Source organism: Rhodococcus sp. SG20037 (genome assembly GCF_031763325.1).
GTDB lineage: Bacteria > Actinomycetota > Actinomycetes > Mycobacteriales > Mycobacteriaceae > Rhodococcus_F > Rhodococcus_F qingshengii.
Genome location: NZ_CP134497.1, coordinates 2066703 through 2080799 on the forward strand (window position 1 = coordinate 2066703; position 14097 = coordinate 2080799).

General features: G+C 61.6%; 17 protein-coding genes. 15 read left to right on the forward strand and 2 right to left on the reverse strand.

The window, feature by feature from the left end; all coding sequences use genetic code 11:
• Positions 1-2 precede the first annotated feature (2 nt).
• From rplO to truA, 12 genes are all read left to right on the forward strand, one after another.
• Positions 3-446 carry a 50S ribosomal protein L15 gene (rplO, locus tag RHP72_RS09530; protein WP_003940829.1) on the forward strand — a complete coding sequence of 148 codons (444 nt, stop codon included), beginning with the start codon at positions 3-5 and terminating at the stop codon, positions 444-446.
• 276 nt (positions 447-722) lie between these two features.
• A complete protein-coding gene (gene secY, locus RHP72_RS09535) occupies positions 723-2042 on the forward strand; it encodes a preprotein translocase subunit SecY (RefSeq protein WP_003940773.1) in 1320 nt (439 codons plus the stop codon).
• Positions 2039-2584: an adenylate kinase gene (locus tag RHP72_RS09540; RefSeq protein ID WP_003940868.1), complete on the forward strand. Its 546-nt coding sequence runs from the start codon at positions 2039-2041 to the stop codon at positions 2582-2584. The genes secY and RHP72_RS09540 overlap by 4 nt, the downstream gene beginning before the upstream one ends.
• Entirely contained in the window at positions 2584-3381 is a 798-nt protein-coding gene (gene map, locus RHP72_RS09545; RefSeq protein ID WP_003940806.1) for a type I methionyl aminopeptidase, read from the forward strand. The genes RHP72_RS09540 and map overlap by 1 nt, the downstream gene beginning before the upstream one ends.
• A gap of 313 nt (positions 3382-3694) precedes the next feature.
• Positions 3695-3916, forward strand: coding sequence for a translation initiation factor IF-1 (gene infA, locus RHP72_RS09550; RefSeq protein WP_003418601.1), 222 nt, complete (start codon positions 3695-3697; stop codon positions 3914-3916).
• A 90-nt stretch (positions 3917-4006) separates the two neighbouring features.
• Positions 4007-4120 (forward strand): 50S ribosomal protein L36, encoded by a 114-nt coding sequence (rpmJ, locus tag RHP72_RS09555; RefSeq protein WP_003938068.1) that lies wholly within the window; start codon positions 4007-4009, stop codon positions 4118-4120.
• 250 nt (positions 4121-4370) lie between these two features.
• Complete coding sequence (rpsM, locus tag RHP72_RS09560; RefSeq protein WP_003940834.1) at positions 4371-4745, forward strand: 30S ribosomal protein S13; 375 nt, start codon at positions 4371-4373, stop codon at positions 4743-4745.
• Complete coding sequence (rpsK, locus tag RHP72_RS09565) at positions 4745-5158, forward strand: 30S ribosomal protein S11 (protein WP_003940683.1); 414 nt, start codon at positions 4745-4747, stop codon at positions 5156-5158. The genes rpsM and rpsK overlap by 1 nt, the downstream gene beginning before the upstream one ends.
• A 22-nt stretch (positions 5159-5180) precedes the next feature.
• On the forward strand, positions 5181-5786 hold the full coding sequence (rpsD, locus tag RHP72_RS09570; RefSeq protein WP_003940769.1) for a 30S ribosomal protein S4: 606 nt from the start codon (positions 5181-5183) through the stop codon (positions 5784-5786).
• Positions 5787-5906: 120 nt separating this feature from the next.
• Positions 5907-6968: a DNA-directed RNA polymerase subunit alpha gene (locus RHP72_RS09575; protein ID WP_003941016.1), complete on the forward strand. Its 1062-nt coding sequence runs from the start codon at positions 5907-5909 to the stop codon at positions 6966-6968.
• A gap of 29 nt (positions 6969-6997) precedes the next feature.
• On the forward strand, positions 6998-7555 hold the full coding sequence (gene rplQ, locus RHP72_RS09580; RefSeq protein ID WP_054188117.1) for a 50S ribosomal protein L17: 558 nt from the start codon (positions 6998-7000) through the stop codon (positions 7553-7555).
• A 6-nt stretch (positions 7556-7561) separates the two neighbouring features.
• Positions 7562-8446, forward strand: a complete 885-nt coding sequence (gene truA, locus RHP72_RS09585; protein WP_054188118.1) for a tRNA pseudouridine(38-40) synthase TruA — start codon at positions 7562-7564, stop codon at positions 8444-8446.
• 58 nt (positions 8447-8504) lie between these two features.
• Here truA and RHP72_RS09590 read toward each other — a convergent pair whose 3' ends face one another.
• A complete protein-coding gene (locus RHP72_RS09590; RefSeq protein WP_007728582.1) occupies positions 8505-9647 on the reverse strand; it encodes an acyl-CoA dehydrogenase family protein in 1143 nt (380 codons plus the stop codon).
• Positions 9648-9704: 57 nt separating this feature from the next.
• Between RHP72_RS09590 and RHP72_RS09595 the strand changes: the two genes are divergently transcribed.
• Complete coding sequence (locus RHP72_RS09595; RefSeq protein ID WP_311094603.1) at positions 9705-10283, forward strand: TetR/AcrR family transcriptional regulator; 579 nt, start codon at positions 9705-9707, stop codon at positions 10281-10283.
• 22 nt (positions 10284-10305) lie between these two features.
• A complete protein-coding gene (locus RHP72_RS09600; RefSeq protein ID WP_003940967.1) occupies positions 10306-10863 on the forward strand; it encodes an NADPH-dependent FMN reductase in 558 nt (185 codons plus the stop codon).
• Positions 10864-10879: 16 nt separating this feature from the next.
• On the opposite strand, the gene eccE is transcribed toward RHP72_RS09600, so the two are convergent.
• On the reverse strand, positions 10880-12520 hold the full coding sequence (gene eccE, locus RHP72_RS09605; RefSeq protein ID WP_073513610.1) for a type VII secretion protein EccE: 1641 nt from the start codon (positions 12518-12520) through the stop codon (positions 10880-10882).
• A gap of 97 nt (positions 12521-12617) precedes the next feature.
• Between eccE and eccB the strand changes: the two genes are divergently transcribed.
• Positions 12618-14084 carry a type VII secretion protein EccB gene (gene eccB / locus RHP72_RS09610; RefSeq protein WP_161120801.1) on the forward strand — a complete coding sequence of 489 codons (1467 nt, stop codon included), beginning with the start codon at positions 12618-12620 and terminating at the stop codon, positions 14082-14084.
• Positions 14085-14097: the final 13 nt, after the last annotated feature.

A 14097-nucleotide genomic window follows, 5' to 3' on the forward strand; every position in this document is an offset into this window, starting at 1 on the left:
CCATGACCATCAAACTGCACCACCTGCGCCCCGCTCCGGGATCCAAGTCCAACAAGATTCGTGTTGGACGCGGTGAGGGCGGCAAGCGTGGTAAGACCGCAGGTCGCGGTACCAAGGGCACCAAGGCACGTAACACCGTGCGCGTGGGCTTCGAGGGTGGACAGATGCCGCTTCACATGCGTCTGCCCAAGCTCAAGGGCTTCACGAACCCGTTCCGCGTCGAGTACCAGGTCGTCAATGTCGGCGACATCGCCCGTCTGTTCCCCGAAGGTGGAGCAATCACGGTCGAGGATCTCGTCGCCAAGGGCGCAGTCCGCAAGAACCAGCTCGTCAAGGTTCTGGGCGACGGCGAACTGACAGTTGCCGTTCAGGTGACCGTCGACAAGTTCACCGGCTCCGCCAAGGAAAAGATTGCTGCTGCCGGTGGTTCCGCCACCGAGCTGTGAGTGATCACGCGTAGCTAGTCCGATGGCCGCAGCGCAGCGTTTGCTGCGGTGCGGCCATCGGCGTCTACGAGGTCGTGTCACAGGTACGAGGTCGTGTCACAGATTGGTCGTGCATGCTCGGACGGGCCAGTATTCTGGTCACCGAGTGGCAAATGTATCTTCGGCTTACCCGGTTTTCGTGGTCTGCCCGCCTAGTTCCCAAATGCTCACTGTTAGAGTTCAAAAGTTCGACAGGTCAAAACGATCTGTCTCCCTACCGTCGTGCCAGGAGGATCTTTGCTTTCCGCCTTCGTCTCGGCCCTCAGGACCCCAGACCTGAGGCGGAAGATCCTCTTCACCCTCGGCTTGGTGGCTCTGTATCGGGTCGGCGCTCTCATCCCGTCCCCAGGTGTCGACTACGGCCGTGTGCGTCAGTGCATCGATATCGCCAACTCCGGTGACTCAGCAGGTATCTACTCGCTGATCAACCTGTTCTCCGGCGGCGCTCTGCTGCAGATGTCGATCTTTGCGATCGGCATCATGCCGTACATCACGGCGAGCATCATCGTGCAGCTCCTGACCGTGGTGATTCCGAAGTTCGAGGAACTTCGGAAAGAAGGCCAGTCCGGCCAGGCCAAGATGACGCAGTACACGCGTTACCTGTCCATTGCTCTGGCAATCCTGCAGTCGACCGGCATCGTCGCTCTTGCGGCACGCGGACAGTTGCTCCAGGGCTGTGACGACATCATCGCCGACAAGTCGATCTTCGGACTTGTCATCATCGTGCTGGTCATGACTGCCGGTGCTGCCATGGTCATGTGGTTCGGCGAGGTCATCACCGAACGTGGCGTCGGCAACGGTATGTCCCTCCTCATCTTCGCCGGTATCGCATCGCGTATCCCGAGCGAGGGCAAGGCAATCCTCGACAGCCGTGGTCCGCTGGTCTTCGCCTTCGTCTGCCTCGCAGCGCTGCTGATCATCGCCGGTGTCGTCTTCGTCGAGCAGGGTCAGCGTCGTATCCCGGTGCAGTACGCGAAGCGGATGGTCGGACGCAAGATGTACGGCGGATCCTCGACGTACCTGCCTCTGAAGGTGAACCAGGCCGGCGTCATCCCGGTGATCTTCGCGTCTTCACTGCTGTACCTCCCGAACTTGATTGCACAGCTGACTTCGGCCAGTACAGCGGTCGACCCCAGTTGGTGGCAGCGCCTCATCAACACCTACCTGGTGAATCCGGCCAACCCGGTGTACATCGCGATCTACTTCGGCCTGATCGTCTTCTTCACGTACTTCTACGTCGCCATCACCTTCAATCCCGAAGAGCGCGCCGACGAGATGAAGAAGTTCGGCGGCTTCATCCCCGGTATCCGACCCGGTCAGCCGACCGCGGACTACCTCAACTACGTGCTGAGTCGCATCACCCTTCCGGGTGCGATTTACCTCGGCACCATTGCTGTTCTGCCCAACCTGTTCCTCGACATCGGGAATGGCGGCGGCGCGCAGAACCTGCCGTTCGGTGGCACCGCGGTGCTGATCATGGTCAGCGTCGGCCTGGACACCGTGAAGCAGATCGAGAGTCAGCTAATGCAGCGTAACTATGAAGGGTTCCTCAAGTGAGACTTGTCCTCCTTGGTCCTCCCGGTGCCGGCAAGGGCACCCAGGCCGCTATCTTGTCCGAGAAGTTCGGCGTTCCCCATATCTCCACGGGTGATCTCTTCCGCGCGAACATCGGTCAGGCCACCGCTCTCGGTGTGGAAGCAAAGAAGTACATCGACGCCGGCGAACTCGTACCGAGCTCGATCACCAACGACATGGTGAAGGCTCGCGTCGCAGAACCGGACGCAGCAAACGGTTTCCTTCTCGACGGATTTCCGCGCTCGGTCGAACAGGCTCAGGCACTCGAGGGAATCTTGAAGGATCTCGACACCAAGCTCGACGGTGTCCTCTCCTTCGTCGTCGACGAGGACATCGTGGTCGAGCGTATGCTCGCCCGCGGTCGTGCAGACGACACCGAGGACGTCATTCGCAACCGACTCCGGGTCTACCGCGACGAGACGTCACCGCTGTTCGATTACTACAAGGACAGCATCGTCTCCGTCGACGCGATCGGCGAGGTCGAAGAGGTCAACGCTCGCGCACTGGCAGCGTTGGGTAAGTAATGGTCTTCGGGCGCAAACGCAAGGTTGTTCCGTTCCGCTCCGCGGGCGAACTCGACGCGATGGCTGCTGCCGGGGCGATCGTGGGTTCGGCTCTGGTGGCGGTTCGCGCTGCGGCGAAGCCCGGTGTCAGCACTTTGGAATTGAACGCGGTCGCTGAATCCGTCATTCGTGACGCCGGCGCCGTGCCCTCGTTCCTCGGGTACCACGGCTTCACCGGCTCGATCTGCTCTTCGGTCAACGATCGCGTCGTTCACGGAATCCCTTCAGCTCAGGACATCCTGGCTGAAGGCGACCTGGTTTCCATCGACTGTGGCGCGATCCTCGACGGATGGCACGGTGACTCCGCTTGGACGTTCGGTGTCGGTGAGATCAGCGTCGCCGATCAGGAGCTCAGCGAAGCCACTCGGCTTTCTATGGAAGCCGGGATCGCGGCAATGATCGCCGGCAACCGTCTGACGGATGTTTCGCACGCGATCGAGGTCGGTACTCATGCCGCCGAGAAGTTGCACGGTCGTTCCTACGGCATCGTCGACGGATACGGCGGACACGGAATCGGCCGGGAAATGCACATGGATCCGTTCCTCGCCAATGAAGGTGCCCCGGGTAAGGGTCCTGAACTGGTTGTCGGATCGTGCCTGGCGATTGAGCCGATGCTCACGCTCGGCACCACCGACACGGTGATTCTCGACGACGACTGGACCGTTGTGACGACCGACGGGTCCCGTGCGGCGCACTGGGAACACACTGTCGCAGTGACCGAAGACGGTCCGCGGATTCTGACACTCCGGCCGGAGTAGTCGACACAGTCGCTGACAAGTGTTGGCAGCGAGCATGATTCACGTTCGAGAAGTCCCAGCCTCATTTCGAGGCTGGGACTTTTTCGATGGGGGAGCGGTGTGCGTCGTCACCCTGACCGGAGGCGCATTTGGCCTGGTCGTTTACATCGCGTAACATGGCTAGGCGGTGCGCTATGCGCGTCGATAGTTCGTGTGCCTACGCCCGGATCGCTCCGGGATAGGCCTTTCGAACTGCCGACGATCTTTCCATTGCGTGCCAATGTAACGGAAGCCGATGCACGAAGCATGCCAAACCAAACGGATCGCGGAGGATATGGCTAAGAAAGACGGGGCCATCGAGGTCGAAGGACGAGTAGTCGAGCCGCTGCCCAATGCGATGTTCCGCATTGAGCTCGAGAATGGCCACAAGGTCCTCGCCCACATCAGCGGAAAGATGCGTCAGCACTACATTCGCATCCTCCCGGAAGATCGCGTTGTCGTAGAGCTCTCGCCCTACGATTTGTCGCGCGGACGCATCGTTTACCGCTACAAGTAACGAACTTCCCGGACCTGACCTGGGTCAGGGAGAAGTATGTCTGCCGCGGTTCATCGCGGCGGGCTGCGACAAAACAGGAGATCAGAAGACGTGAAGGTTCAGCCGAGCGTCAAGAAGATCTGCGAGAAGTGCAAAGTGATTCGCCGTAACGGTCGAGTCATGGTGATCTGCGAGAACCTGCGTCACAAGCAGCGTCAGGGCTAGATCTAGCTTTTCGAAGATCTGCTTGGCAACAAGCAAAGAAGACCTCCCAGTACCAGCCATTGTTGACGAGACCCCACGCGATCGTTCACCGATCGCCAAGGTCGGACAATGGTTCACCCCCGGCACGGAGGCCGGGGCCCCACTGAGTTAGTTGATGAGATCATCTGCGCCTTCGGGCGTCGGTACTCGGCAAGAGGCACAGGGGAAGGGCTGGGAGCAGACCTCCGCACACCGATAAGGAAATGCCAACATGGCACGTCTCTCTGGTGTTGATCTTCCTCGCGAAAAGCGCATGGAGATCGCACTGACATACATCTACGGCATCGGCCGTACCCGCTCCAAGGAAATCCTTGACGCCACCGGCGTCAGCCCGGATCTCCGGAGCAAGGACCTCTCGGACGAGGACCTGGCAAAGCTCCGCGAGTACATCGAGGAGTCGCTCAAGGTCGAGGGTGACCTTCGCCGCGAGGTTCAGGCCGACATCCGTCGCAAGATCGAGATCGGCTGCTACCAGGGCCTGCGCCACCGTCGTGGTCTGCCCGTGCGTGGTCAGCGCACCAAGACCAACGCCCGTACCCGTAAGGGTCCGAAGCGCACCATTGCCGGCAAGAAGAAGGCGAAGTAATGCCCCCGAAGTCACGTAGCACCGGTCCGAAGAAGACCCAGAAGACGCGTCGCAGGGATAAGAAGAACATCCCGCACGGCGCCGCTCACATCAAGAGCACCTTCAACAACACCATCGTGTCCATCACGGACCCCGCCGGAAATGTCATTTCCTGGGCGTCTTCGGGACACGTCGGCTTCAAGGGTTCGCGTAAGTCGACTCCCTTCGCCGCTCAGCTTGCTGCTGAGAGCGCTGCCCGTAAGGCGCAGGAGCACGGTGTCAAGAAGGTTGACGTCTTCGTCAAGGGACCGGGATCCGGTCGCGAGACCGCAATCCGTTCCCTCCAGGCCGCTGGCCTCGAGGTCGGCACCATTTCCGATGTAACCCCCCAGCCGCACAACGGCTGCCGTCCGCCCAAGCGGCGTCGGGTATAGCGGGAAGGATAGGTAGAAGAAAATGGCACGTTATACCGGACCCATCACCCGCAAGTCGCGTCGTCTGCGCGTCGACCTCGTTGGAGGCGACCAGGCATTCGAGCGTCGCCCGTACCCGCCCGGACAGCACGGCCGCGCGCGTATCAAGGAGAGCGAGTACCTGCTCCAGCTGCAGGAGAAGCAGAAGGCTCGCTTCACCTACGGCGTCATGGAGAAGCAGTTCCGCCTGTACTACAAGGAGGCGAACAACCGCCCCGGCAAGACCGGCGAGAACCTGCTTCGCATCCTCGAGTCGCGTCTCGACAACGTCGTGTACCGCGCAGGCCTCGCTCGCACGCGCCGTCAGGCACGTCAGCTGGTCACGCACGGTCACCTTCTCGTGAACAACAAGAAGGTCGACATCCCGAGCTACCGCGTCTCGCAGTACGACATCATCGATGTCAAGGAGAAGTCGCTCTCCACGCTTCCGTTCCAGGTTGCGCGTGAGACCGTCGGCGATCGCCCGGTTCCCGGGTGGCTGCAGGTTGTCGGCTCGCGTCTGCGGATCCTGGTTCACCAGCTTCCCGAGCGCGCGCAGATCGACATCGCTCTGCAGGAACAGCTCATCGTCGAGTACTACTCGAAGTAAGGCGCTTCGCACCCCGTGAGTGGTTGAGGAGTCTCCGGACTCCTCAACCACTCACAGGGCCGCAGGCCCTTTCCCATCGTGGGCGTCAAATAGTGGACGTCCGTACAGGAGGAAATACCAATGCTCATTTCTCAGCGACCCACGCTGACCGAAGAGGTCATCGCTGATAACCGCTCGAAGTTCGTCATCGAGCCCCTGGAGCCAGGTTTCGGGTACACGCTCGGCAATTCGCTGCGCCGCACGCTGCTCTCGTCGATCCCCGGCGCTGCTGTCACCAGCATCCGTATCGACGGCGTTCTCCACGAGTTCACCACCGTCCCGGGCGTGAAGGAAGATGTCACCGACATCATCCTGAACCTCAAGGGCCTCGTCGTGAACTCCGAAGAGGACGAGCCGGTCACCATGTACGTCCGCAAGCAGGGCCCCGGCGCTGTTACTGCAGGCGACATCGTGCCCCCGGCAGGCGTCACCGTGAACAACCCTGATCTGCACATCGCCACCCTGAACGACAAGGGAAAGCTGGAGATCGAGCTCGTAGTCGAGCGCGGTCGCGGCTATGTCCCCGCCGTTCAGAACAAGGCGTCCGGCGCAGAGATCGGCCGTATCCCGGTCGACTCGATCTACTCGCCGGTGCTCAAGGTCACCTACAAGGTGGAGGCCACTCGCGTCGAACAGCGCACCGACTTCGATCGGCTCGTTCTCGACGTGGAAACGAAGAACTCCATCACCGCACGGGACGCGCTCGCTTCGGCGGGCAAGACCCTGGTTGAGCTCTTCGGCCTGGCCCGTGAGCTGAACGTCGAAGCAGAAGGAATCGAGATCGGACCCTCGCCTGCCGAGGCCGATCACATCGCTTCCTTCGGACTCCCCATCGAGGATCTGGACCTCACGGTCCGCTCCTACAACTGCCTCAAGCGCGAAGGTGTTCACACCGTCGGTGAGCTTGTCGGCCGTACCGAGTCCGATCTGCTCGACATCCGCAACTTCGGACAGAAGTCCATCGACGAGGTCAAGGTCAAGCTGCATTCGCTCGGCCTGTCCCTCAAGGACAGCCCCGCATCCTTCGATCCCACCACCGTTGCCGGCTACGACGCCGCCACCGGAACGTGGAGTGACACTGATGCCGGTTCCTTCGGCGATGCCGAAGGTACCGAGGACTACGCCGAGACCGAACAGCTGTAGCAGCTCAGGTCCTTTACTAGGAGATCATCATGCCCAAGCCCAAGAAGGGTGCCCGCTTCGGCGGGTCGGCTTCCCACCAGAAGGCGATTTTCGCCAATCTGGCTACCGCGCTCTTCGAGCACGGTCGCATCACCACCACCGAGTCCAAGGCCAAGGCATTGCGCCCCTACGCCGAGAAGCTCGTCACGCACGCAAAGGCCGGCACGCTGGCTCACCGTCGTGAGGTGCTGAAGGTCATCCGCAACAAGGATGTCGTTCACACCCTGTTCGCCGAGATCGGCCCGTTCTACGCGGACCGTAACGGTGGATACACCCGCATCATCAAGACGATCCCCCGCAAGGGTGATAACGCTCCGATGGCAATCATCGAGCTCGTCAAGGAAAAGACCGTCACCTCCGAGGCTGACCGCGCTCGTCGCGTCAAGTCCTCGCAGGAAGCTCCCGCCGCAGAGAACGTCGTCGAGGCCGTAGAGGCCGACGCGACCGACGCTGAGGTCGAAAACGCTGACGCAGTCGTCGAGGCCATCGAGAACGAGACCGCAACTGCGGCCGACGCTCCCGAGGCCGAAGAGGCCAAGAAGGACTAGTCTCCCTTGGTTTCGGCACACGCTGAATCGAACGAGCCCGCCGCCCCCATCGGGGACGGCGGGCTCGCTCGATTGCGGCTCGACATCTCCTACGACGGCACCGACTTCTCGGGTTGGGCCCGCCAGACCGATCTGCGCACCGTGTGCGGTGAGATCGAAGACAAGTTGGGAACGGTGCTTCGACGCCCGGTTCAGTTGACCGTTGCCGGTCGAACCGACGCCGGTGTCCACGCCACCGGTCAGGTAGCGCACGTCGACGTTCCGGGAGAGTTGCTCCCGGACGATCCGTCGCGACTCGTGCGCAGACTTGCACGATTTCTGCCCAAGGACGTTCGGGTCAAACAGATATCGGTGGTTCCGGGTGACTTCGATGCGCGCTTCTCCGCGATGCGACGCTATTACGAGTACCGGGTGACCAACGCGGCGTTCGGAGTGGAACCACTACGCGCACGCGACACCGTCTCGTATCCCAAACCACTCGATCTCGGAGCGATGCAGGAAGCGTCGAATCGGCTGCTGGGTCTGCACAACTTCGCGGCATTCTGCAAGCGTCGAGAAGGCGCTACGACGGTGCGGGAGCTGCAGCGTTTCGACTGGACCCAAGAGGGCACGGTGTTCACGGCGTACGTGAATGCCGATGCGTTCTGCTGGTCGATGGTTCGCAGTCTTGTCGGCGCAGTCCTCTCCGTCGGTGAGGGACGGCGCACCGCCGACTGGGTGGCAGGGTTGCTCGACGAAACGTCGCGATCCAGTTCCATCCTCGTTGCTCCGGCGCACGGACTTTCGTTGGTCCGCGTGGACTACCCCGACTACTCGGAACTGGCTGCCCGCAACGCGATTACCCGTGAGACCCGCGAGATTCCGTCTTCGGGTGGATGCTGCGGCGACTGAACATCACCATGCAAAATGCCCTCCCACTCTGTGTGGGAGGGCATTCGTATCCGGGGGGCTATCCCGCCAGTTGGCGCGCGATGACCAATCGCTGAATCTGGTTGGTGCCCTCGAAGATCTGCGTGATCTTGGCCTCGCGCATGTAGCGCTCGACGGGGAAGTCCTGGGTGTATCCGTACCCGCCGAATACCTGAACGGCGTCGGTGGTGACCTTCATTGCCGCGTCGGTGGCCACCAGCTTGGCGACGCTCGCGTTGCGTGAATACGGAACTCCGGCGTCGCGGCGGCGGGCTGCATCGAGGTAGGTGGCTCGCGCGGAGTCGACTGCGGCAGCCATGTCCGCGAGCACGAAACCGAGTCCCTGGTGATCGATGATCCGCTTGCCGAATGCCTTGCGCTCCTTCGCGTAAGCGACCGCGTCGTCGAGCGCGCCTTGAGCGATTCCGACGGCAACGGCGGCGATTCCGAGTCGGCCGGAGTCGAGAGCGCTGAAGGCGATCGGCAGCCCCTGGCCGCGCTGACCGATCAATCGCTCCTCAGGAATGAAGGCGTCGTCGTAATTCGCGGAGGCAGTGGGGACCGCGCGTAGCCCCATCTTCTCTTCGGGTTTTCCGAAGCTGAGGCCTTCGGTGTCCTTGTCCACCAGGAGGCAGGAGACGCCGCGTGAACCGTCGTCACTGGTGCGTGCGAAGAGATTGTAGAAGTCCGCCTTGCCGCCGTTGGTGATCCAGGCTTTCGAGCCGTTGACGCGGTAGCCGCCGTCGGTGGGCGTCGCCTTGCACGACAACGCGGCGGCGTCGGATCCGGCCTGCGCTTCGGAAAGGCTGTACGCGCCGATGGTGTTGCCGCCCAGCATGTCCGGTAGCCAGCGGTTTTTCTGTTCGTCGGTGCCGAAGGTGAACAGCGGGAAGCACGACAGGCTGTGCACGCTCACCGCCACTGCAACCGCTGCCCAGCGTGAGGCGATCTCTTCGAGCACTTGGAGGTACACCTCATACGGCTGATCGCCGCCGCCGAACTCCTCGGGATACGGAAGGCTCAGCAGACCCGCCTGTCCGAGTGCGGGGAACACTCCGTCTGGATACTTCTCGGCCTTCTCGTATTCGTTGACCTTGGGCGCGAGTACCTTGTCCGCGACATCACGCGTCAGTTCGATGAGATCGCGAGCTTCTTGGCTGGGCATCAGGCGTTCGACGGGCACGGTCGGCTCCTAGCTAGGTAATAGTACTGAGAACGATACTGCAGTACTGTTGTAGGTATGGCAAGGCTGGTTCACAAGACGACTGCGCGCAGGGTAGAGTTGTTCGATCAATTGGTCGAACTGTTCTTGAGCGAGGGTTTCGCCCACCTCACGCTCGACGAGATCTCAGCTCGTCTGCACTGCTCCAAGAGCACCTTGTACACCGTGGCGGCCGGCAAAGAGGATCTGGTGCGGGCGGTGACAGTGCACTTCTTCCGGGCGGCGACCGATGCAGTGGAGAGTGCAGTCGCCGCCGAAACGGCCCCGACTCGTCGAGTCGCGGTGTATCTCGAAGCAGTGGGTGATCGGCTGTCCGCGGCGTCCAGTCAGTTCATGGAAGACCTGGCCGAATCGGTGTCGGCGAGCCAGGTCTACGAGAAGAACACGTCGATCGCTGCTGATCGTGTGCGATCGCTCATCGTCGAGGGGGTCGATTCGGGCGCATTCCGGCAGGTACACGCATCATTTGTCGCCGATGCCGCTGCGGCGACGATGGTTCGGATCCAGCAACGCGCGGTCTACCGGGCAACTGGTCTGGACGATGCCAGCGCTTATCGGGAACTGGCAGCACTCATCACGGACGGGATCACTGCGTGATCAGTCGCTAGCATCGACGTTCATGGCACCTTTGAACGTCGAAGTCATCGTAGGTTCGGTCCGCGAGGGGCGAATGGGACGAGCAGTGGCGGACTGGTTTGTCGAGCGCGCAACCGCGAACCCGTCGTGGAACGTATCGGTGATCGACCTCAGAGAGCTGTCGTTGCCCCAGGATTTCTCGGATTCACCTGCCACGGAGGTTTTCCGCCGGCGAATCGGGCGCGCCGACGCTGTTGTCGCCGTGACCTCCGAATACAACCACGGGTATCCGGCTGCTCTCAAGACCGCATTCGATTCGGTGAAACACGAGTGGCGTGCCAAGCCGATCGGATTCGTGTCCTACGGCGGGATTTCAGGTGGTGTTCGGGCCGTCGAGCAACTGAGGCAAGTGGTGGCGGAGTTGCACATGGTCTCGGTGCGTCAAAGCGTGACCATCCACCGGGTGCGTAAGCAATTCGGACACGAGCCGTACGGCGTCGATTCGATTGCGATCGATGCAAGCGAGAAGATGATTCGTGAATTGGATTGGTGGGGAAGCGGATTGCGGATGCAACGTGCAAGTGATCCCTATCCCGGCTGATCTTGGACATACGTGATCACGCCATCTGGTGAGCGTCGCCGGCTCGTGGACGGCCGATGAACGATGTCTCGGAAGCGATGGTCACCAGAGTCAGGTCGACGCGTGTACGGCCGGTTTCGACCGTGATCTTGTCACCGAGTGCGAATGGCTGGACTATCGAGATTTCAGGGTCGATCCGAGGCCATTGGCGTGGATGTCCGTACACATAGATTGCGGTCACGCCGGCACGCGGAGATAACCCCTCGACGCCGTCGAATACGACAGTGTTGAAGGCGCCCTCAGGCCCACCGCCCTGCCCGGACACGCGGAGTCGGTCAGGCACTCCCATCGAGTCGGTGAGCGCGGTCCACGCTTGAGGTCGATCGGTGTGGACGAGTACCAGTGCGCCGGTCGCGATGGCTCGAAAGATCAACTGCTGAGCCAGATAGAGTTCGCCGGCGACAAGAACGGTGTTGACGCCCGGCCCCGAAATTCTGGCCGCGACACCGTGCCCGTTTCCGTCCGAGCCGATGAGTTGGCCGCACCCGGCAAGGGGTAGAGCGAGTGAGTCGAGTGTGCCCCCGTCCATGCGAACGCCCGGCGTGATGCCGTCCAGCGCGGCCAATGCGGTTGGCAAGTTGGTCAGCAATCCGTCGCGCTGGCGCCCACGTAGCGAGACCAAACCGGCCAGCGGTGCGTTCTCAGGTGGATTGCGCGTGGTGAAGCGACATGTCGCACTGACCTTCGCCTCTCCGCGTTGTCCGGTGGGTCGTAACCGAACTGTCACGGACGTCCCGACCGTTGCCACTGCCCACACTCGGGTCAGGGTCGCAGTGGTGATGAAACGGGGTTCGATCCCAAATCCGACGTTGGACACGCCAGGCAAGGGGGTACTTCGCCACGTTTCGGTGACCTCGTGGCCGGCCACTCCTCTTGTCACCTGGGCAGTGGACGACGCGATCTCCGGTGCGGTCAGGATCCGCGCCTTGCACCCCGCTGAATCGAGCACCCGGATGACACGATTGGCGGCAACAGCTATCGCGCGGCCGGCGCCCTGTTCGCCCCCGCCCCGGCGTTCGACTGCTGCACCACCCTCCAGCGCGTCGAAACGTAGTGCAAGCCAAACACTTCTGGTGGCGGTGGCTGGTAGTGGTCCGATGAGACGTTCGTAGACTTCGGTGGCAGGCGTTCCCGACGCGGCGCGGTATCCGTGACTGACGATGTCGATGCCGGTGAGTGAGATGTCGTGCTGATAGAGACAATTGGCGAGGGCTGCCGTGGGCAGAAGGTGGGAAGCGTCGAACGAATGTCGGCCGATCCTGGTCAGGTAGTCGCGTGGGGGAGCGATCTCGACGACAGCGACGAGCGAAGATCCGTCCACTCGGAGCCCGATGGACTGCTCGGAGGGAGTGTGAAAACTGACGATCGTGCTGCGGTCGACGTCCTTGCGGTGCAGATAGCGAAAGTACCTGACAATCCAGGACATTACCGACCAACCGCCCACATGAAGCAGCATTGATCCGGCAACCACACAACCGATTGCCAGCGCCCAGAACCAATCGAGCCCACTGGCCATCGCGATTCCGCCCGCACCGATTCCGAAAATCTGTGCCGGCACGAACTCGCGCGTCGAAATCCTGTGTGACGACGGCCAATGCTTCAACCGCGATCGGTCCACGGTTCCTCCCCGATACCTGACCTGCGAACTACCCGAAAATTTCCGCCCCAGCGGAACTGTACTGTGTCTTCGCAAGGGGATGTAAGGCACGGGGGGAATGATGGCTGCGACACCTACCACGCGCTGGCAGGTCAACGGGTACCGATTCTTGGTCAGGCGGATGGAACATGCGCTGGTCAGACGAGACGTGCGGATGCTTCACGATCCGATGCGATCACAGTCGCGCGCGTTCACCGTCGGAATAGTCCTCGCTGCACTGGGATTGGCGGGTTGCGCTGTACTCGCTCTGTTTCGGCCACAGGACAGAATCGGCGATGCAGAGATCGTCGTTGCAAAGGAATCGGGCGCGATGTTCGTCGCCATGGAGGGTACGTTTCGCCCTGTGCTGAACTTGGCCTCCGCACGACTGATTCTGGGTTCGCCAGGAAAACCGGCAGTAGTCAAGGCATCCGAGGTCGAGGCGAAACCCCGGGGCGCGCTCGTCGGCATTCCCGGCGCACCGTCCGCGCTGCCGGAATCGGCCGACCCTACCAACGCCGCGTGGACGGTGTGCGATTCCGTCGGATCGGACGGGAGAAAATCGTTGACGACTTCGGTCCTGGTCGGCTCGTCCAATGTCGGCGAAAACTCGACATATCTGACGAATGACCGTGCATTCCTGGTGAAGTCGGGTTCCGATCACTTTCTCGTGTACGACGGGAAGCGAGCGGAAATCGATGTGGACGATCCGGCGATCATGCGGGCTTTGGGCCTGGAAGGAGCACAGGCGCGACCGATCAGTATCGGATTCCTCAATTCGATTCCCGAAGTTCCGCGCATCGAGGCTCCGCGAATCCGCCAACTGGGATCGGCGCCCCGGTTTCCTCTGCAGAACAAGACTGTCGGCTCCGTCGTCCAGGTTTCGGTGGGTGCGGACCCGCAGTACTACGTGGTACTCGAGAACGGGATCCAGAAGATCGGTGCGGCGCTCGCCCAACTGATCTACTTCTCGGATTCGCAGGGCGCCACCGGGATCGCGAGCGTCACCCCTGATGCCATCAGTCGTATTCCCTCGGTGAGTGAGCTGGCCGTCGACTTGTTGCCGCGGGTGGTTCCGGAGATCGTCGATGATCACGGCGCACCTGTCGGCTGTCTGGAATGGGCTCCCTCACCTGCAGTCGAGGGCGCCGAAAGTAGTTCTGCAACGCTGAAACTTGTCGCTGGATTGCGGGTTCCGATCCCGGAGGGTGGCAAGTTGGTGTCCTTGGCGCAGGCGGACGGATCGGGTGACAATCTCGACAACGTCCATGTCGAACAGGGATTCGGCGGATTTGTTCAAGCGACCGGAATCGAGACGAACAGCACCAGGCACGACGGAGTGTTCTACGTAGCCGATACCGGTGTGAAGTACGGTGTACCGGACGAAATCTCCGCTCGCGCGCTCGGATTGACGCGAACGCCTGATCGCGCGCCTTGGCAGATGCTCGACCTACTTGCATCAGGTCCCGCGCTCGAGAAGAGCAATGCACTGATAGCTCACGACGGAATCGCCCCCGATACAGCGCCGGCCGCTCCGGTGAACTGAACACTGCTGACGG